The sequence below is a fragment of the Rhizobium sp. Root1203 genome, from assembly GCF_001424945.1.
Classification (GTDB): Bacteria; Pseudomonadota; Alphaproteobacteria; order Rhizobiales; family Rhizobiaceae; genus Rhizobium.
Map to the genome: position 1 here is coordinate 53,369 of NZ_LMCW01000019.1, position 20,475 is coordinate 73,843.

At 56.9% G+C, this 20,475-nt stretch carries 17 protein-coding genes; 12 read left to right on the plus strand and 5 right to left on the minus strand.

Features of this window, described 5'->3' with window-relative positions:
- The 3 genes from ASC97_RS19495 to ASC97_RS19505 form a co-directional block, all read right to left on the minus strand.
- The gene (locus ASC97_RS19495; RefSeq protein WP_057470012.1) at positions 1-894 is read right to left on the minus strand and encodes a LysR family transcriptional regulator; all 894 of its coding nucleotides are present in this window, start codon (positions 892-894) and stop codon (positions 1-3) included.
- 87 nt (positions 895-981) lie between these two features.
- Entirely contained in the window at positions 982-2,208 is a 1,227-nt protein-coding gene (locus ASC97_RS19500; RefSeq protein WP_244481531.1) for an adenylate/guanylate cyclase domain-containing protein, read from the minus strand.
- 391 nt (positions 2,209-2,599) lie between these two features.
- A complete protein-coding gene (locus ASC97_RS19505; protein WP_244481532.1) occupies positions 2,600-3,787 on the minus strand; it encodes a DUF3422 domain-containing protein in 1,188 nt (395 codons plus the stop codon).
- A gap of 473 nt (positions 3,788-4,260) precedes the next feature.
- Here ASC97_RS19505 and ASC97_RS19510 point away from each other — a divergent pair, with 473 nt between their 5' ends.
- The 10 genes from ASC97_RS19510 to ASC97_RS19555 all read left to right on the plus strand — a co-directional run bounded on the left by ASC97_RS19510 (position 4,261) and on the right by ASC97_RS19555 (position 14,801).
- Entirely contained in the window at positions 4,261-5,373 is a 1,113-nt protein-coding gene (locus ASC97_RS19510) for an ABC transporter substrate-binding protein (RefSeq protein ID WP_057470014.1), read from the plus strand.
- Between the two features lie 83 nt (positions 5,374-5,456).
- On the plus strand, positions 5,457-6,374 hold the full coding sequence (locus ASC97_RS19515; protein WP_057470015.1) for a branched-chain amino acid ABC transporter permease: 918 nt from the start codon (positions 5,457-5,459) through the stop codon (positions 6,372-6,374).
- 2 nt (positions 6,375-6,376) lie between these two features.
- On the plus strand, positions 6,377-7,324 hold the full coding sequence (locus ASC97_RS19520) for a branched-chain amino acid ABC transporter permease (RefSeq protein ID WP_057470016.1): 948 nt from the start codon (positions 6,377-6,379) through the stop codon (positions 7,322-7,324).
- A gap of 1 nt (position 7,325) precedes the next feature.
- Positions 7,326-8,150: an ABC transporter ATP-binding protein gene (locus tag ASC97_RS19525; protein ID WP_057470017.1), complete on the plus strand. Its 825-nt coding sequence runs from the start codon at positions 7,326-7,328 to the stop codon at positions 8,148-8,150.
- The gene (locus tag ASC97_RS19530; protein WP_057470018.1) at positions 8,143-8,847 is read left to right on the plus strand and encodes an ABC transporter ATP-binding protein; all 705 of its coding nucleotides are present in this window, start codon (positions 8,143-8,145) and stop codon (positions 8,845-8,847) included. Before ASC97_RS19525 ends, ASC97_RS19530 begins: the two co-directional genes overlap by 8 nt.
- 182 nt (positions 8,848-9,029) lie before the next feature.
- Positions 9,030-9,872: an SDR family NAD(P)-dependent oxidoreductase gene (locus tag ASC97_RS19535; protein ID WP_082530080.1), complete on the plus strand. Its 843-nt coding sequence runs from the start codon at positions 9,030-9,032 to the stop codon at positions 9,870-9,872.
- Positions 9,873-9,965: 93 nt separating this feature from the next.
- Positions 9,966-11,591, plus strand: a complete 1,626-nt coding sequence (locus tag ASC97_RS19540; RefSeq protein ID WP_057470020.1) for a GMC family oxidoreductase — start codon at positions 9,966-9,968, stop codon at positions 11,589-11,591.
- Between the two features lie 142 nt (positions 11,592-11,733).
- On the plus strand, positions 11,734-12,720 hold the full coding sequence (locus tag ASC97_RS19545) for a dienelactone hydrolase family protein (protein WP_057470021.1): 987 nt from the start codon (positions 11,734-11,736) through the stop codon (positions 12,718-12,720).
- A gap of 438 nt (positions 12,721-13,158) precedes the next feature.
- Complete coding sequence (locus ASC97_RS19550) at positions 13,159-13,959, plus strand: N-acyl homoserine lactonase family protein (protein WP_200959507.1); 801 nt, start codon at positions 13,159-13,161, stop codon at positions 13,957-13,959.
- A gap of 74 nt (positions 13,960-14,033) precedes the next feature.
- On the plus strand, positions 14,034-14,801 hold the full coding sequence (locus ASC97_RS19555; RefSeq protein WP_057470023.1) for an SDR family NAD(P)-dependent oxidoreductase: 768 nt from the start codon (positions 14,034-14,036) through the stop codon (positions 14,799-14,801).
- A 75-nt stretch (positions 14,802-14,876) separates the two neighbouring features.
- Here the strand turns inward: ASC97_RS19555 and ASC97_RS19560 are convergent, their stop codons facing one another.
- Complete coding sequence (locus tag ASC97_RS19560) at positions 14,877-16,307, minus strand: MmgE/PrpD family protein (RefSeq protein ID WP_057470024.1); 1,431 nt, start codon at positions 16,305-16,307, stop codon at positions 14,877-14,879.
- Between the two features lie 584 nt (positions 16,308-16,891).
- Positions 16,892-17,935 carry a substrate-binding domain-containing protein gene (locus tag ASC97_RS19565; RefSeq protein ID WP_057470025.1) on the minus strand — a complete coding sequence of 348 codons (1,044 nt, stop codon included), beginning with the start codon at positions 17,933-17,935 and terminating at the stop codon, positions 16,892-16,894.
- A gap of 361 nt (positions 17,936-18,296) precedes the next feature.
- Between ASC97_RS19565 and ASC97_RS19570 the strand changes: the two genes are divergently transcribed.
- Entirely contained in the window at positions 18,297-19,823 is a 1,527-nt protein-coding gene (locus ASC97_RS19570; RefSeq protein ID WP_057470026.1) for a sugar ABC transporter ATP-binding protein, read from the plus strand.
- 22 nt (positions 19,824-19,845) lie between these two features.
- On the plus strand, positions 19,846-20,376 hold the full coding sequence (locus ASC97_RS19575; RefSeq protein ID WP_057470027.1) for an ABC transporter permease subunit: 531 nt from the start codon (positions 19,846-19,848) through the stop codon (positions 20,374-20,376).
- Positions 20,377-20,475: the final 99 nt, after the last annotated feature.

Genomic DNA, 20,475 nt, shown 5'->3' on the forward strand with positions numbered 1-20,475 from the left:
TCAAGATCGATGCCGCAATGCATCGAGCAACGCCGCGAACGCGGGGGAGGACTGGCGGCGGCTCGGATAATAGAGGTAGTAGCCGTCCCATGGGGGAGAGAACTCTTGAAGCACGTGCTCGAGCTTACCCTCATCTACGAGAGGCTGAACGATCTCCAAGGGGATGTAAGCCATGCCAAAGCCGTCTACCGCCGCCTCGAGCGCATTGAATATGTTATTGAATGTCAGCTGCCCGTCGACCCGTATTTTAATTTCTTGCCCGTTTTCCTCAAATTCCCAGACGTAAAGACCGCCGGAGCTGGGGAGGCGAAAATTAATGCAGGTGTGGCCAACAAGCTCCTTTGGGTGCGTCGGCACTCCATGCTCCTTGAAATAAGAGGGTGACCCAACGACGGCGAGGCTGAAATCGGGTCCAATCCGCGCGGAAATCATATCTTTCGCGAGATGCTCACCCATGCGGACGCCGGCATCATATCGCTCCTTGACTATATCCGTCAGGCCGTTGTCGAGGATCAATTCAACCCTGATGTCAGGATACTGAGGAAGAAATTTCCTCAGCTTGGGCCAGAGAACGTGGGTGATAGCATAGTCGGCCGCTGTAAGGCGGATGGTCCCAGCTGGTTTGTCACGGAGGGCACTCAGCGCCTCCACGTGGGCATCGATCTCATCCAGATGCGGTCCGATGCCATCGAGCAGCCGCTCTCCGGCTTCAGTGAGCGAAACAGCTCGAGTTGTACGGGTCAGCAGGCGGACGCCGAGCCTCGCTTCAAGTTGTTTTATGGTATGGCTGAGCGCTGACTGCGATACCCCGACTTTCGCTGCTGCTCGCGTAAAGCTTTGCTCTCGCGCAACCACGGCAAATGCATTCAAATCACTGATAGATTCGCGAGCCACTTATGAATCCTTCTCATATTGTAAGAAGGATTATACTATCTGCTTTCTAAAAAGCGCCACTGAACTCATTTCACGCATGCGTGATGGTCATGCATTTGCCGCCCGACACCATACAGCAATTGGGGCTGCTCGGCCACGAACCCGACGAGAGGTGTCGGGATACAGGCCGGGCATGATGTCTGTTGGGTCCACCCCGCGGGAATTGACCGCCGACACGAGATCGTTGCTGACCATCACATGGGACGGCGTTCCCCTCGTGAGGCGCTCAAGCCTGCTCGCGATGTTCACGGTGTCGCCGAGAACCGTATATTCCAGCCGGCGGGTGTGGCCGGTGTTGCCTACAACCACCTCTCCATAGTGCAGGCCAATACCGATCTGAATGGGCGCTAGACCTTCGGCCTTCCGTTCCTCGTTCCAGTTCTCGATCTCGCCGACCATGGCTTCCGCGCAAGCCAAAGCCCGGACTGGATCGTCGTTTCGCGGTTCGGGCGTGCCGAAGTGAACCATGATCGAGTCACCGATATATTTGTCGACGGTGCCCCCGTGTTGAAAAGTCACCTTGGCAAGACGGCTGTGAAAAGCCCTTAACAACACCATGATTTCGTTTGGCGAAGACTTTTCTGAGATCGCGGTAAACCCAACCATATCTGCGAACAGGACGGCCGCGGGCTGGATGCTTGATTGGTCGAGGTCGGAGAGATCGCTGGAGAGAGCGCTCACGATATTGGGTGAGAAGTACCTGGCCAGATTGGAGCGCTCCCTCTCGGCGGCAACTTGCTTTCTAACAAGCTGCCGTGATCGCCAGACCGTCACGGTCAGCATCACCGTCACCAGAAAAATGAACAGCAGCTGATTGTACCAAATCGTGAGGCTGACGGTATTCCGATCAAGGAAGCTTGCTATCACGGCCTCGGACGACATGCCGGTATCCAGGGTTTTTCGCGAGCTGGACAGCACTGACGCGGGGAGCGTGGCGACCCAAGCGAAGCCGATGCTCCACGCCACCGCTGCCATGAAACCGGAAAGCAGCACCAACCACGGCGAATAGCTGAGAGCCATCCCGACAATGTAGATGCCAACATAGAGAAAATTCGGCAGGCGCAGATTTATCTGAGGCGTCCAGTCGTCGACATAGAACGGGGGAGGCACGATCAGGAGGAACGTCAGGACAGAGACGTCGAGAAGGACGAATAAGGCGAGGATGATTTTCTGTTGAAGCCCGTGCTTCACAAGGAGGCGCGGCAATGCACCAAGAAGGCCGAAAACCAGCAATGCCAGTAGATAGCCGCCTGAGCGCTCGAAGGGCAGGGTCAAGGCCCAAAGCGAAAGAATGGCAAGGACTGTCGACCTTCCCCAAAAAATGGTCGTAAGTCCACGCAGCTCTTCGCGGGTCAGTTCGTCTTCGATGTATTGGACTGTTGGATCGCTGATACGGGCACTTGAGGTGACATCATTTCGCGAGAAGGGTCTCGCCCGCAGCAGGGATGCCAGAGTGTTGCAAAATCTCGCCATTGGATGGAGGCTCCTCGGCGATCGGTCGGATCGCATCAGGTGTAAAGGATATAATCGCGGGTCCTTTTAGGTCGGTGCCCCTGGCCACCTAACGCGGGAACCATGCCGGATATAAGAACGATATCCCGTCCATATTAGGCGGGCTTTTCGTTAGTTGTTATTCGGGCGGCTCATGAATACGCGTCGCTCTGGGCTATCCGAGAGCGTGTCGGACCCGAAATACTGTCAGCGCAACTGCCGTGATTACTACCGGGATCGAAATTAGCATCGTGTAAGGTCCCAGGTGGACACCGGCATGGTCTAGTGTTTCGGTAATCATCTTCAGCAAACTAAGCAGGTAGTAGCTTATCGCTATAATCGAAAACCCTTCGACCGCACGCTGGATTTTAAGTTGAACGGCGGCCCGTTCTGCCATCGCCCGAATCTGGACCGTGTTCTGGTATTCGATCTCAAGCTGGATACGGGTTTGAAGCAAGTCGAGCAGGTGCATCGTCGCGTGCGAGAGCTGCTCCAGCCGCAGTGCTGTCGCAGAACAAGTGCGAACCGCCGGTTTGAACCTCCGTGCAACGAAGACGCCAAACCGCTGAAAGCCGGGAACGTGTGTCTCGCGCAATTCAGCGATGCGCTCTTCAACGATGGTTGCGTACGCTGCGGTAGCCCCGAAGCGATTGCGCGTCTCCGCTGTGGCCGAGATTACATGCGCGGACAACGTTGCAATTTCGTCGAGAAGTTTCTTATGCTCGTCCGCAGGGGTATTTAAATGCCGGTTCGTAAGGTCGTTCAGATTTTCGTCAAAGGATTTCAGCGCCGGTCCAAGCCGACGAGCAACGGGGAGCCCAAGAAGCGCCATCGACCTATAGGTTTCGATCTCGCAGATCCGTCGAACCATTCTACCAAGGCGGTAAGCGTTCAATTCGCCGTTGAACAGTAAAATCCTGCTGCTTTCGTTCGGACCAACCTGAAAATCCGAGCAAACCTGCGCCGCCCCGCCACCGACGCACGATGCGGCTGTGTCGCCGAATCGGTATTGCTTTAAAACGGGTGAGAGGTCCGCGGGTGCGGTATCAAGTACCAGCACGGCAATCCGGCAAACGACATGGATAGACGATGTATCGATCCCGAAAGCATCTGGAAAAGCAGCTTCTTGCGGCCATTCATCTATAAGCAAGTTCAACGGCGTGACTTTGGTGACCGTCGTAAACTCAGTATGGTGTTCGATTTGGACACGCGTTCCTTCCTTATCAGGCAATGTTCTCGTCGCGACCGTCGGGAAGCCGTGCAGCAGATTGCTCGTCGGAATGTAGGCTACATGTTCGACGAGCGATGGCCCGTTGAAGTAAATGGACGGGCGAGCGTGAAGTTCCGAGTTAAAGTTGGTCACTACCGTCTCCACAGGCTCATCTTCTTTCAGGATTTCGACTCGCGTCCCCAGCCCTTGGAGCGTCAACAAGCGCACGAGGTGGAGGCCGCCAGACCAATAGCGGCCCGCCATACCACGAGAACACTAGGCGTACTCCCAACTGACAATTGAGCGTCAATGCGCCGACTCGCTCAACAGGAATCAGACTTGCGCCGGCTTGGGTATAACAAAAGTACATAACCCTAAAGAGCGGCGCATAGACCGGTTTTCCCCTCACTGCTATGTCTCGTGAGGACTAAGGTTCGTCGACCCCGATAGAGGAACGGGAAGAACCCGCGGCCGCCGAACAGGCGAGCGCGGGCTGGGTAGACGCGTCGGAATTACGATGCGTCACCCCATTATTCAGGCTGCGCCACCGGTTGTCGTGACCCAAGCGCCGCTGCCGTACCCGCGGAGGAGCGGGAATGAAGTTGAAGTAGCAAAGGGAGGAAACAATGCACTTCGGGAAAATACTCATTTCGAGCGCAATCGCGTTATCGCTGTTTACGAGTGGTTCGAGCTATGCTGCGGAACTGAAAACCGGAAAGGTCGGCGTGATTGTCCAGCTAAGTGGACTTGCCGCTCAATTCGGTATCGGTGTGCAGAATGCGATCACCGTCGCCCAGGACGATCTCAAGCAGAAGGGCGTTATCGACCTCACAGTTCACTACGAAGATCACCAACAGCAGGCTCAGCTCGGTCTGCTCGGATTCGAAAAGCTTGTCGACAGTTATGATGTGCCAGTCGTAATCGCCAACGCGAGCCCGATCATCCTTGCGGTGGGTCCGGCAGCCGCGGAGCGCGAACGGGTGCTCTACAACTTCGCAGCCGTCTCTCCCAAGATCAAAACGCTCGGAGAATGGGTCGTGACCGGCACGCCGCTCTCCGACAATGACTCGGTTCAGCTCGCGGACCTCATTTACAACAAGAAAGGTCTGAAAACCGTCGGCCTCTTGAATGTAAACGATGCCAACGGCATCACCTTTGCGGATGCTTTCACCAAAGCCTTCGAGGCCTTGGGCGGAAAAGTCCTTGCGCATGAGACCAACGAACAAACGGTCGTGGACCTGCGTACGCAGCTCTTGAAGATCAACGCGACAAACCCAGATGCGCTGGTGATTTTCTCAAACGTTCCGGAAAACGGCTATGCCGTGGCCCAGGCTCGCGAGATGGGCCAAACGCGCCCGATTTTCGCAAACACGTTTATCGCTGACCCCGAGAATTTCAAGGTGGCAGGCAAGTCGTTGGACGGCGTGATGGGCGTAACCATGCGCTTCGACCCGGACCGGTCTCCCGCTGCCAAGGCTTTCTCCGAAAAGTTCAAGGCGAAAGCCAACCGTGACCCCTCGGTGTCGGAAGCTCTTGCGTACGATGCTGCCATGCTCGCAGGCGAGGCGATTGCGAAGGTCGGCGAGGACCCCAAGGCAATTCGGGATTACATGGTTTCGGTCAAGGACTGGGACGGAGTCAGCACCACCTTCAACTTCGACGAGCACGGCATCCTCAAGGTAAGTCTCAGCCCATTCGTCATAGCAGGCGGCAAGCTGACCTTCCCCGCGACGAACTGACCGCAGTCATTCGATAACTTTCGACATCAGCTTGGCCTTGGGCTGTTTCGCCCGAGGCTGGCATGTCCGCAAAGGCTACTCACATGGATCTACTCATCGAACTAGCGGTCACAGGCGCTCTATCGGGCGTCAAAGTCGGCATCTCCGCTTTGGGGTTTGCCATCATATTCTATGCGACCAAGGAAATGCATTTCGCTTTCGGGGCCATCTCCGTGGCAGCGGCTTACATCTGTAATTGGGTTGTGATGTCGATTGCGGGCCCTGTGGGCGTAATGATCGCCCTCGCAGCAGCCTTCGCGTTTGCAACGCTTCTGAGTGTGGCAATCCACAAATTCGTCTATCAACGGCTTCGCTCGGTGATGCCTGTCGTCATGGCAAGTCTCGGCATTAGTCTTCTGGTCGAAAACATCGTCCAGATGATCGGCTCACCCGATACCCAAGTATTGGTCTACGACAACCTGCTGCAGGTCGTGGACTTCGGCTTCGTCAGGGTCCGAGCGCTCGAACTCTGGATCGCAGCATTATTCATCGCGATCAGCTTTGGACTCGACTTCTTTTTGAACCGCACCCGGATCGGGCAGGGGTTTGCCGCTACCATCGAAGACCCTGAGATGGCTGAGCTTGTGGGCATTCGGACGGCACGCATGCGGATAGGCGCATATTGCGCCGGTGCCGCGCTCGGTACCTTGTCCGGCCTGTCAATGCTGATCGACACGGGATTGAGGCCATCGCAGGGATTTGTGATGCTCCTTTATGCCCTGATTATCACGATCATGGGCAGGGGCAGCTTTCGGGCTGTCGCCATATGGGCCGTGCTTTTCGGTCTGCTCAGAAGCGTGTGGTCATGGAAGTTCCCCACCGAATTCCAAGAACTCGCGATGTTCGCTGTCATGATGGGCTACCTCATCGGGCGTGATGCCTGGGACCGCTATAAACGCAATCGCCTGACATCCTTGCCGACGGCGGCCTCCGCGCCGTCGGCGGTCTTGGGAGGAGCATAACCATGCGCTTTCTGCTTACGACGGTGATGCTAATCGAAATCTATGCGATCGTTTCGATGGCGCTGAATCTTCTTCTCGGTGTGGCTGGACGATACTCGGCTTACGAGGCAGCCATGATGGGGGTGGGGGCGTATACCGCGTCACTCCTTGCGCTCAATGCCGGCTTCGATCTCTACACAGCCTGCTTCGTTGCGGCCTTGGCCGCGGCGGCGTTGGCCGTCATTTTCCAGGTGATGGTCCGGCATATGGACTTCTTCACCTTCAACGTTTCGTCCTTCGCGCTTCAAATGGTACTCTATGAGACGCTGCTCAAATGGCGGGATCTGACCGAAGGGTCGGTCGGGCTTTTCGGCATTCCTCGTCCCGAAATTTTCGGTGTGTCGTTCACGACGCTTAACAGCTACATGATCCTGACAACCGTCAGCGCTGCGGCGATTATCGGATTTCTCCTTTATCTTGAGCGGTCACAATACGCCTTGGCTCTCCGTGGAATGCGCGACGGGGAGAAGTCAATCGAGTCCCTCGGGAAGAATACCTTTCTGCTGAAGATATCGGTGTTCGCGATCGCCGGTGCTGCAACAGGGTTCGCGGGGGGCCTTCTGGCCGGGCTGACGCGCTCGGTACATCCCTCCATGTTCTACATCTACCTGTCGATCGTCTTCACGATCTTCGTTGTCGGCGGTGGTAGAGGCAACCTTCTCGGGACGATCGTTGCGGTGGTCCTGCTGACCGTCGTCGAGCAGGCGATTACCCTCATCCCGGGCCTTCCCGTGTCGCAGATTGGGGCGCTGCAGCGGGTGATGTACGGTGCGATCCTCGTGGGAATCGTCATGTGGCGACCCGCGGGCCTGTTCCCTGAACGGCCCATTTTTCGTCGATCCAAATACAAGACGATCCAAGCGGCTGAAGATGGATTGGCTTTCCTCGGGCAAAAGAAGTCGGAGGTCTGAGATGAGCAAATCGCCAATTCTTCAGGTTCGAAACATCAGCCGTAATTTTGGTGGGCTCGTCGCATTGTCCAATGTGACGTTCGACGTGCCGAGGGGCGTCGTCACAGGGCTGATTGGGCCGAACGGGGCAGGCAAGTCAACGCTGCTCAACATCATGTCCGGGTTTGAAAGGCCGGTCCGCGGCCATGTTCTCTTGGAAGGTCAGGATATAACGGCGATACCCGGGTACGCCCGGGTCAAGCTCGGCATAACCCGGTCCTTTCAGGACGTCGAGATCTTCCCGACACTGACCGTTCTTGAGAATGTACTTCTTGGCTTTCAGAACCAGTACGGCGAGAAACTGTGGCGTCTTGTGTTCACCCCCGGGGCGGTCGTCCGACAGCGTCGTGAGTTCATAGCGAGCGCTCTCGGCATCCTGAAGTCCGTCGGCATCATCGATGACCGTCCCGACGAGCTGGCAGGAAACCTCTCGTACGGCCAGCAGAAGCTGCTCGCTCTCGCCAGAATGCTGCCTACCAACGCGAAGATTTTCATGCTGGACGAACCCGGTTCGGGCCTTCCGAGACCGATCGTCGCTCACATGGGCGAGTTGCTACAACGTATCGCCCGAGACTACGACAAGAGCATCGTGCTGTGCGACCACAACATGGATCTTGTCTTGAAATACTCCCAGCACGTGCTGGTGCTTCACCACGGTGAATTCCTGGCAGAAGGAACGCCGGACGAGATCCGCAAACACCCGGACGTTTTGCGGGTGTACCTAGCCAAGCCGCCCGAGGGCGCGACCGTCGTACCGTTGACGCCAAGGGGGAATGCAAATGCTTGAGGTGAGGGGCCTGAGGGCAGGTTATGGCCAGCGGGAAATCGTCCATGGCGTTGACATCTCGATCCCGCGGGGCGGCATCGCGACGCTACTTGGCCACAATGGTGCGGGCAAATCCACCGTTCTCGGCGCGATCATGGGCAAGGTCACCAAGATGGGCGGCTCTGTTCGCTTTGAAGACGAGGATATCACCCACATTACGGTCGCGGATGCCATAAGGAGGGGTATCGTCCTGGTGCCGGAAAAGGGCCGGCTCTTTAGGAACTTTACGGTCGAGAAGAACCTGAGGCTCGGAGCCTACACCCTCTCCGACCAGAGCGAGGTCCAGCGCAGGATCGAAGGCGTAGTCGAGGTTTTCCCCCGGATAGGGCAAAGACTGTCGCAAAACGCCGGCACGCTTAGTGGTGGGGAGCGCCAGATGGTGGCGATCGCTCGTGCCATGATGTTGCGCCCCAAGCTGGTTTTGCTGGAAGAGCCATTTCTCGGCTTGGCACCCCAGGTAATGGACGACGTCATGGATGCGATCGTGATCCTGAACAAGCGATATGGGACCGCCTTTATGATCATTGAGCACAACGTCTGCATCCTGAACATCTCGACCCAGGCATACGTCATCCGACTCGGCGAGTTTGTGATCTCGGAGAGCGATCCCCCGGCGCTGTTGCGGGATGATCGCCTGGAGAAGGCTTATGTGGGATGACAGGCTCCGCTCGGGTGTGCGTGTGCCTCGAACGCATGTGCGGCCTAGCTCGGGTCGAGCGGATTGTTCCACACTCGTTACTTCCGTGGAACGCCTTGATGAGGCGCTCAGGTCACAAACGTCAACAATGAAAGACCTCCGCGGTCTGCGCGAGGCGGACCAGAACAAAAGACGAGGATAAGATGATCAATTATGGACTTGCAGGACGGGTAGTCGTGGTAAGCGGGGGCACCTCTGGTATCGGGCTCTCTACAGCCGAGGCACTAGCTCGCGACGGCGCGAACGTTGCCGTGATAGGGACGAACGCAGAGCGGATGGCAATGGCCACGAAGCAGATTCAAGACGCTGGAGCCGGCAGGGTGAAGGTGCTGGGTGTGCTCGCCGATGTCCGAGATCCGGCGACACTTGCGGCCGCCGCCAGCACAGTGAAAACAGAACTGGGCGATGTCTCAGGCATTGTCGCGGCTGCCGGCATTGGTGGCGCTTCGCGGGCGGAGGACTTGTCGCTGGAGGAACTGAACAACGTGATGGCGGTCAACGTCGGCGGCGTTCTTTCGACGTGCCAGGCATTCGTGAAGGGGATGATCGAACGCCGAGACGGCAGAATCGTCATAATCGGATCGATCAACTCGTTCGGCGGACAACCTGGCCGCATGCATTACACCGCAAGCAAACACGCTGTGGTCGGAATGGTCAAGAACCTTGCGATCGAGTGGGGGCACCATAACGTCCGGGTGAACGGCATCGCGCCAGGCCCCGTCGATACCCCGCTTCTCCGGCGGAATGTTCCGCCTAGCTTCATGGAAAACGTGTTCGAGGACCGTATCCCGCTGGGTCGCCTTGCCCGGGCGGAAGAGCTGGCAAGTGCATCCCTGATGCTACTGTCCGATGCTGCTAGCTACATCAACGGTGCGATGTTGGTTGTGGACGGTGGAATGACCGCCGGGCCTTTCACCCGCCGGCAGGGAATGGACATGGGTTCCCGCCGCCTGTTGGAAGCCGGGGTTTACAGCGAAGCGAAATAGCACTGAGCCAACACCGCAATAGCAGAACCGCGAAGCGAGCAGAACCGCCGCGCGCTTCGCAATCGACTACAATTGCCCGGATAGAATGAAGCAATGACCCAGAAAACGTCGCTAACCACGGAAACGGTAGATTATTGCATAGTCGGAGCAGGGCCCGCCGGATGCGTCCTTGCAAACAGATTGTCGGAGAACGGTAAGCATAGCGTCACGTTGTTGGAGGCGGGCAGGAGTGATGCACATCCTTTCATCCATATCCCCGCCGCCTTCATCTTCATTTACAACAACAGCCGATACAACTGGCGTTTCACGAGCGAGCCTGATCCGAATCTCAAGGGTCGCAGCCTCGTGATCACTCAGGGCAAGGTCCTCGGTGGCTCCAGTTCAATCAACGGCATGCTCCATGTGAGGGGGCAGCGCGAGGAATTCGATCAATGGGCCCAGTCGGGATGCTCAGGTTGGAGCTACGACGAGGTTCTGCCTTATTACCGGAAAGCGGAGAGCTACCAGGGAAGCGAGCGCTCGTCCGCCGCTATACGCGGCTTCGAGGGTCATCATGCCGTTTCTGACGCTGCCGATGTCCACCCGCTGACTCGCGCCTTTGTGAAAGGCGCTCAGGAGGTGGGCATGCCCTACAACGCCGACATGAATGGCGAGACAAGGGAAGGCGCGGCCTTCTTTCAGCACAACCGGAAAGGCCGCTTTCGTAGCCAGCCGGCCCAGACCTATCTCAGATCAGCGAAAAAGCGCCCGAACCTTGACGTCAAGGTCGAGGCGACAGTTTCCCGCATCCTGTTCGAAGGCACCCGCGCGGTCGGTGTGGAGTATTCTCGACCTGGATACACCCAGCCTAGACGCATATTTGCTCGCAAGGAAGTCATCGTCTCGGCGGGCGTCTTCAAGTCGCCCCAGCTGTTGCAGATGTCGGGGGTTGGTAATCCGGCTTTGCTCCAGAGTATCGGTGTCGAGACGATCGCCGCGAACGGTTCGGTCGGCTCGAATCTCAGAGATCATTTCCTGATGACGGTCGTACAGCGGGCGCGCGGGATCGCTACCTTGAACGAGCGCTCGCGCGGATGGCGGCTCGGAAAAGAGCTGCTGAGATACGCACTATTTGGCGGGGGTATGCTGACCCTCGGAACCGGGTCCGCCGGCGCGTTTTTCCGTAGTCGTCCGGGGCTGGCCGCGCCTGACGCCCAGCTGATGTTCATCCCTGGAAGTTATGGTCCTGTTCCGGGAATTCTTGAAAACGAGCCTGGAATGTCCATTGGCTTCTGGCCGTCACACCCGCAGAGTGCTGGGTCGGTCGCTGTGCGGAGCACGAACCCGGCCGAGCAGCCGTCCATCCAAACCAACTTTCTCTCCGCGGAGTACGACCGTCAGGTCGTCGTCGAATGCGTGCGAAAGAGCCGCGCGATATTTGCTAGCAAGGCAATGGCCCAATGGAGCGTAGGTGAGGTTAAGCCCGGTGCAGACGCGCGCTCCGACGACGAGATCGTGGACTACGCCCGCGAGTTCGGGCGATCCGGGATGCACCTGGTTGGCACTTGCAAGATGGGTTCGAATGATGACGCGGTGGTTGATCCGCAGCTCCGGGTGCGGGGAGTGAGTGGGCTTCGGGTTGTCGACGCCTCCGTGATGCCGAACTGCACCGTGGGCAACGTGAACGCCACCATCGTCATGATGGCTGAGAAGGCGGCGGACATGATCCTCGCTTCCTAGAAGATCGCGGAGTTCGGCAGCAAATGCCACCAGACATCGGGCTTGCTGGTGGCTGACATCATCAATCCGACTCAGGTTGAGGGAGTCATATGGTGTGGCGGCGCAACGTGCTAAGTTGAGCGCCAAGTCGGAGGTGCTTGACATGGCACGCTTTATCGGAGCCGTCCTCACTTTGTGCATCGTTACCCTGTTCTCAGCCCACGGACACTCCGGGGAAGTCCGGCCGAAATTCCCCCCCGACGAGACATTGACAGTGCCGTCGCTCACCCTGACGGACGAGCAGTTCTTGAATGGGAATACGGCGAATGGGGTTGCTGTGATGCTGACTGGCCAGCTCCGATTTCCCAGTTGGAATGAGCATCTGCCGGCCGTCATTCTGCTCCATGGTTCCAATGGTGCTGCCAACAGCACGCCAACAGTCCGATGGGGCGAATTTCTCAACAGAATGGGCATCGCCACGTTCCGCCTTGATAGTTTCGGCGGTCGAGGGATAGATCAGGTCGAGACAGATCAATCGCGCCTGAGCTCTTTCGCACAATTCTACGATACCTATCGCGCCGTCGACGTGCTCGCGGCGCACCCGCGGATCGATCCATCACGCATCGCCGTGATGGGCTTCTCGCGCGGTGGCTCCGCAGCGCTCTATACCAGCATGCGACGTTTCCAAGCTCTCCATGGGTCAGCAAAGGCGCGCATTGCCGCACATCTTTCGTTCTATCCTGCCTGCAACATTCACTTTGTCGATGAACTCGACATTGCCGACGCACCAGTCCGCGAATTCCACGGTGCGGCGGACGACACGACCCTGGCTGTGACGTGCCTTGATTACATCACGCGTCTCAACTCCGCCGGAAAGGACGCGGTCATGACCGAGTATCCCGGCGCGCACCACGGGTTCGATAACCCCGATGCGCGGTTGGTTTCCGTTACTCAAAGCGCACAATCTTCTCGCAATTGTCAGCGCCGCGAGGAAGACGGCAAGATACTCAATGTCGAGACTGGCAAGCCCTTCACCTTCAATGATGCTTGTGTGGAACTCGGTTCGACTGTGGTTTACGACAAAGCTGCGACCGAGGCAGCACAAGGCACGGTGAAGAAGTTCTTGACAGAGGTATTTCGCCTAAACTGATTCGATGGCTGAGCATCGAGAGCGGGGGCTGCTGATAGAGCGCACTGCGTTAAGCTATGTTGCGTCGATCGGACCCTAATGAGCGCCGCGAGTCTGTTCTGTGGAAACTGCGTTTCGGACTCCAAAACCGATCTGGTTGCATTTGCTCCCGAATAGAGGACGATAGTTGCGTTGAACATACGCCTTCACCTGGTTTCGAGAGTGCTGCGCCACTGGCGGAGGCTGCAGGGACTGGGTCGGTGCGTTTCCGCTATGGCTCCCGCATCTGGAGTGGAGTCGCCGCCAGCAGGCTATAATGTGAGGCTATAGGAGCTCGTTCTTCGGCCATGACGCCCCCCATCAAGTTGAGAATATTTGCTAGACAAAGTCGAGAGTGCCGGCTGCTGAGCAGTGATGCCGCACGTTCGGACCCAAGACTTGTATTAGGGAGGATTGAACATGGAGCCATTCGAACTTTTTGCCATTCGCTACGCGAGCAAACCAATGATGACGTTCGCCCAGACGTCGATCGGAGGCGATCTCCACGAAGACCACACGCCGATCGATTATTTTATTTGGGTCGCTAAGCGTTCCGACCGTGTTTTCCTGATTGACACGGGAATGGGCGCGGAAACAGCCAAAAGGCGCGGTGAAAGCTATCATCGCGTCCCCGCGGAGGCGATCAGGTTGCTTGATCTCGATCCGGGCAAGCTAGAGGATATCATCCTGACCCACATCCATTACGACCACGCAGGGATGCTGCATCTTTATCCGAAAGCAAATTTTCACGTTCAAGACGCTGAGATGTCATACGCGACGGGTCGATGCATGTGCTCGCCGATCCTCCGCCGGGGCTACGAGGTAGAGGATGTGCTGCACTTGGTGCGTTGTGTCTATTGCGATCGCGTCGAATTCCATTCCGAAACATCGGAAATCACATCCGGCATTACCCTTCACAGGGTGAGCGGTCATACAGCTGGTCAGCAGGCCGTTCGCGTGTGGACCAAGCGGGGATGGGTGGTCATCGCGTCGGATGCCTCCCACCTCTATTACAATATGGAGACGCGCGCCCCATTTCCCTCGGTTTATCGAACGGACGAGATGATGGAGAGCTTCCGGACACTTTTTAAGCTCGGCGAAGGATCCTGGGACAGAGTCATTCCAGGGCACGATCCGCTTGTAATGGCGCGCTACCCAGCCCCGAGCCCAGAACTAGAAGGCATCGTTGTCCGTCTGGACGTCGAGCCGCGCCAAGTTTGATCGAACGCCGACATCATCAGGCGTTTTCCGACGATCTCAACGAGCGTAATCAACGACCCATCTCCTGGAATAGGATGAATTGGATGAACGATTTCACTGGTAAAGTCGCATTCGTCACGGGTGCTGGATCAGGCCTCGGGCTTGCGACTGCCCTCGCATTTGCCGAAGGCGGGGCTAGCGTAGCGCTGGCCGACATCAACCCCGACACAATAGAGAGTGCGGCAGAGAAAATCCGGACGGACGGAGGTACGGCGCTCCCCTTGTCATTTGACGTTGCGGATGAAAGCCAAGTTGAAGAAGCGGTCGCGCGGACTATCGAGCGCCTCGGCGGTTTGGACGCGGCATTCAACAACGCCGGACTGCAGTTTCCGCCTGCCGAGACCGCCGACGGTGTCGGCGAACACTTCGATCGGGTCATCGCCGTGAACCTGCGTGGCGTGTGGAATTGCATGAAGTACGAGCTTCAGCACATGCGCAAGGTTGGCGCGGGGGCTATCGTAAATTGCTCGTCCGTGTGTGGATTGATCGGTATCCCCGGTCAAACGAGCTATCATGCCTCCAAGCATGGCATCATCGGGCTGACGAGAACCGCGGCTCTCGAATATGCCGCACAAGGGATAAGGATCAACGCCGTTTGCCCTGGCACGATAGACACCCCACTGGTGAGACACATCATCGATACTGAAGAGGGTGCGATGGACCGTATCTTGAGCTGCCAGCCCATTGGTCGTTTGGGGCGGCCGGAGGAGATCGCGGAAGCCGTGTTGTGGCTTTGCGGTCCGGGCTCCACGTTCGTGATCGGTCACGCCTTGGCAGTAGATGGCGGGTGGACCGCTCAATAGCGGTGGCCCTAAAAAGACGGGGGTCCGGTTCATCCGTGCCCCCGCTCCACGTCAACATAATATCAGAATGGGTCCTCAGGCTGCTGTGAGGAGAGAGGCGAGTTTCGCCGAGTCCGACAGCTTTTCCAGATTGAGAATGCAGTCTGCCGCGTCTTCCGCCTGGCCTCGAGGGAGAATCCCGTCAGCACAAGCAAGGAACTTCGTGGCCAACTCCTCGTCGGAGGCACGTGACTCTACAACGTCATTGGTGAGCCATTTCGCGAAGTCGACGCTGTGTTCAAACACCGCCGAGCGAGCATGAACCTGCACAAGGGCAGGGCGATGTTTTAGGTTCCTTCTGCCGTCGACCACGAGATCTTGATGGCGCAATATCTCGCATCGGTCGTAGACAGCATGCTCGACGAGACCCATGAACTCTCGGATATCCTGACGGGCAAGGGTCTCACGCGACTGCCATTTCGGCCCCCAGGGAACTCGGTGGGCCGCGACCGCGATATTGTAGGGCATGCTCGATGCCGCTTCGACATGGTCCTGGATGTCGGTGCTGACATACTTTGGCAGCCCCGCCAGTCCTTCGCTTTTGACGACGACCTTTGTGATCTCTTCTGGCAGAATGTCATTGGCGTTGATGATTTCGACAAAGGCGTCCAGCGGCGCTTGATGCGATCCACAGCAGGGCCAGTATTTGTAGCCGATGGCATCGAACGCCCAGCTCTGTCCCAAATTACTCGTCAGCTTGTCCCAGTCGCATGCCGGCGACCCGTTCATCGCCCAAAAGCCGAAGTCGCCGTCGAGCACTGTCACATCGCCGCGATATCCGGTTTCGGCCAGAAGTGCGGTCACCACACCAGCTTGTGCGGTCCAACCCGAAGGACCGTACTTCGCCATCCCAACATGAATCGTGTGGTTGTATTTCACATGGGAAGCGATCGGTGCGTGGTAGCCAGCTAGGCCGAAAGCGTGGGCCATCTTGTCCTCGTCAAGCCCCAGAATTCGTGCCGCACCGGCCGTAGCCCCAAACTGTGTGCAACCTACGCCGAAGCTCCTAAGCGGAAAACCGCCCGGCGTAGCGCGTAGATTACCTAATGACGCTGCGATACGGCAGCTGATCTCATGCGCAATCGTCAACGAAGCAACAAGTTCTTTGCCTGAAACGTGTCTGATTTCTGCGAGAGCCATTACGGATGGGATAACGTACGGCGTTACATGCGCAGGTGGCTGAAGCGCGCAGTAGTCGAGCGCGTTCATAAGCTCTCCGTTGGCAAACGCCGCCATTGCAGCCGGAACTCTAAGCGAGGTGCCGAAGATTGCCGCCTCGGGGGTGCCCCCGACCGCGCGCGTATAGTCCAAAGCCAGTCGGCCTTTATCAAGGTCGAATCCGCCCAGGCCGCATGCGACAGTGTCTAGCAACAGGCGCTTGATCTCCTGACTGACGGTTGTGGGCAAATCATCGTAGTTCAACGTGGCACTGAAAGTGGCCAAGCGCTCCGTCACATTTTCCTGCATGGTGTCTCCCGTATGCTGCTTCTAGGTTCAGCCATCGATGCATGGCCGCGTGCTTCAATCGTCGATACGAACTCGTTCCTGCGAAGTCTTTGTGACGCCGTCACTGGTTCGGCATGCAGATCCACGCGAGGAAGCGGTATCTTGGGGACGTATTTCGGTTGCCGCCCGAACTGCCATCAGAGCAAGCGGTTTATACTTCTTGGCCAGATCGATTTTCGGAGCCGTACCCGGGGGTGGGGAGCGCATTTAATCCTCGCTTTGCCGACACGAATGTTCGAAGATTGTCGGGCTGATTGGCGACGTTACGCGTGGAGCGGTCGCGATGGACAATAGGGTTCATATCAAAGCCGTCGCCCTGGGGGCACCAACTCCCTCGTGTTCATGGGCGGCCTCCAACGACATATAGGGGAATACAGAGCGGCCAACATCAAAAGATGTTGAGACATATAACCTGCTGTTATCGCAAAGATTGAGATGGGAAATTCCAGCGGGCATGCCTCCAATTCGAAGGGCTTGGAAGGAAGCAGGAGCGATAAAGGGCGGCACAAACGACCGCCCTTTTCGGTCCGGCACAGCGGCTGCGCTTACTTGCAAGCGTCCGGTTTTCCGAAAACCTCTTGAACGGTAGTCCAGCCTGCGATCATTTTCGTCGTGATAGTCTCACAGAGGTTTTCTTTGGTGACAGCGAACGTTTTGACGAGGTGCGTTGGGACGTCGCCCACTGGCGTCGACGTCATCCGGTCGCTGGGAGGCGTTTCGCCATTTGCGAGCGCAACGGCCGCCTTGACCGCCCAACTCCCGTAGTCATCGATATCGGTGTAAACACTCATCGTTTGACCGCCATCAAGAATGGATTTGAGTGCCTGGGTCTCGGCATCCATACCACTAACAAAGACTTTGCCACTGAGGTTACGGGATTTCACAGCGGCGACAACACCGGTAGCCATCCCGTCATTCATGACAACGACTGCTTGCAAATTATCGCCGTTGGCGGAAAGAGCGTTTTCCGCAAGCGCCTGTGCCTTCGAGGGGTCCCAATTGGCATTTTGGTCGAAGACCGTTTTGACGTCGGGGTTGGCAGCAAGAGTGTCCTTGTAGCCTTTGACAATCAACGGCCAGCCGCTCCACGTCGGATCGCCTTTTATAAATGCGAAATTACCCTTCGGAGCGACTTTAAGAGCCTCTTGAGCCTGTAAGACGCCGACCTGATAGTTGTCTCTTGTTACGAGGTAGTCCGTGAGACTTCCGGTGACGACGTCATCAAAACCCACGACCGGTATCTTCTCTTCCTTGATTGAATCCACGGTTGGCCCGGCGGCTCCACCGTTTACCGGATTGAAGATAAATGCGTCCGGGTTCTGCGCCAGCAACTGCTCCACCTGTGCCGCCTGCTTTGCCGGATCTCTATTCGCGTATTGCACTATGAGCCTGGCGTTCTGCCGTTCGGCTTCCGCTGTCATGGAGTTCACCCAAAGATGCCATATCGGCTCCTGCTCGGATTGTAGCGACACAGCAATCACAAGCTTGCCGTCTGCGTCCTTTGCCGAGGCGACCAGCGGGTGAACTGTTGACGCCAAAGCAATAGAAGATATTGAAACGCTTAGAATACGGCTCCATTTCGCAGACATTCATCCCTCCCAGTTGACTTACGTTCATCGCTACCAAGGTAGCCGCGATCATGTGCGAAGGCTCTTTTTCGACGCTTCTTCGCCGCGAACATCGTGATGCTTGCATCCGGGTTTTGATGGGTCAAACAATATTGCCGCCGAACCGAAGGCCGGAATTTTTCATATAACATCATGTAATGACGGCGGTGCAGCACGCGGAGCCCATCTATTGACCTTCCGCCCAACCACATGATGACTTGCTGCAAAAAACGCGCACCAAGTCTGGGCATCGCACCCGCGCGGAGCAGTGCCGCCATGAACGTTGGAGCAAAACTTGGCACCGGCTGGGTGTAATGGGAAATGACTACAGACGGAGGAATTTTTGACCGAGATCGTGCTCCAGGCACAAAACGTGACGAAGCAGTTCTTCGGGATCAGCGTCGTTGTAGACGTGTCGCTGTCGGTGAGAGCCGGTGAGACGATCGCGATGCTCGGTGAAAATGGGGCAGGCAAATCAACATTGATGAAGTTGATTGCCGGCGTCCATCCGCACAGCAGCTTCGATGGTCAAATATTTCTAGACGGCAAGGAGCTTCGGCTGAAAACCGTTCGGGAGGCGGAAGAGCGCGGAATTGTGTTGGTCCAGCAGGAACTGCATGTTGCGGGAAATCTATCGATCGCCGAAAATGCGGCGATGGGCAGGTTGCCAAACCGGTTTGGCGTCGTAGACCGTGCGCAGATGCTCAGGCACGCCATGAAGTGCCTGCAGTTCTTCCAGATCGATGCAGATCCGACCAAGCCCATGGCAACTCTTTCGGCTTCTGAACAGAGGTTGCTGATGATCGCGTCTGCGCTCTCTAAGGCGTCCCCGAGGCTGCTTATTCTGGACGAGCCCACCGCGGCCCTTACACCGGGCGAGGCCGAGCACCTATACAACAAGATCCGACAGGTGACGCAATCAGGGGTGCCGACCATCTTCATCACTCACAGGCTCGATGAAGTTGAACAGGTCTGCGACCGTGCGCTCGTGATGCGAAACGGTAAGCTCGTATTCGAAACGGAGACAATTAAGAACAACCGCACAGAGATAGTCAAAGCCATGATCGGGAGAGAGCCCGAACTACGAGCTCCGCGGGTCGTGAAGACCGACGGTACCTGCCGCTTGCGAGTAGAGAATTTGACGGTCGCAGAAGCCGCAAAAAGCGAAAAATTGAATGTGGACAACGCGTCATTGACCGTCGCCGCCGGTGAGATAGTCGGCCTGTTTGGGCTCGTCGGCGCAGGCCAGACCGAACTTGCCATGGCGATTTATGGATCTTGGAAAGGGCCGGTCTCCGGCCGTATCGTTATCAACGGCGTAGAGGGAAGACCCACCAGTCCAAGTGAAGCCCTTCGTCGGCGATGTGCGATGCTGACGGAGGATCGCAAATGGTCCGGCATATTCGAGGGCCAGAGCGCACTCAGGAATGTATCAGCCGCAAGCGTCGGTGCCATAAGCAAGTTCGGTGTCATCAGCCGAACTGAAGAGTTCCGCAGGAATATGAAACTCGCCAACGACCTGGACCTTCGTCCTCTCGATCTCCGCCGCAATGTCGAGTTGTTCAGTGGCGGCAACCAGCAAAAAATCGTCCTTTCACGTTGGCTGGCTACTGAACCTGACTTGTTGATCGTGGATGAGCCAACTGTCGGGGTCGATGTGGGTGCGCGGGCCGAGATTTACCGGATTCTTCGACGCCTTGCGGACAGCGGCAAGGCGATTTTGATGATCTCAAGCGACGTAGAAGAGATCATCAACGAAAGCGACCGGATACTCGTGATGTACAAAGGTCGCACTGCCGGTGAGTTCGAGAAAACGACCGACACACATGAACTGATGGCGGCAGCTACCGGCTTAATTTCACGTTCATAAATTGTCGCAAAGTGAGAGAGACTTGGAACGTATAAACGCAGCCGGAGCGGGGCCCAGGCAGTCGGTCAATTACCGCGCGATGCTCAGGGAAGCGAACTGGCTTCCTATCGTCGTCTTCTTCGTCGTCATAGCGGTCGCTTTCCACCTGGCGACGGACGGCCTTTTCCTTACTCCGCGCAATCTAACTCTCCTTATGAGGCAAAGTGCAATCACCGCAATCATGGCGATGGCAGTCTCAATCCTGATCATAAAGGGCGAGATCGATCTATCAATTGGCAGCGCTGTCTATCTTTGCGGAACAGTAGCAGCGTCACTCCAAGTGTACTTCGGGGTCGGAGTTGGGCCCACGCTGCTCGTTACCTTGGGTGTTGGCTTGCTGCTCGGGTTCTGGCAGGGGTTCTGGACGGTGACCTTGGGCGTCCCATCATTCGTTGTAACACTTGCTGGGCTCTTAGGATTTAGAGGGATCGCATTCTATGCGACCGACGCCGCAACCATCGGGCCGATGAGCAAAAACTACATCGGTCTCAGCGAGAGCTTTGTCCCAGTGTAAGCGCCGTCTCCGCCCCATTGGATTGGCTATATTTTGAGGCTTGCTGCGTGTGCGAGAAGGTTTCCAGGACTAACTGGAGATTTGCATGGCAGAAGATGG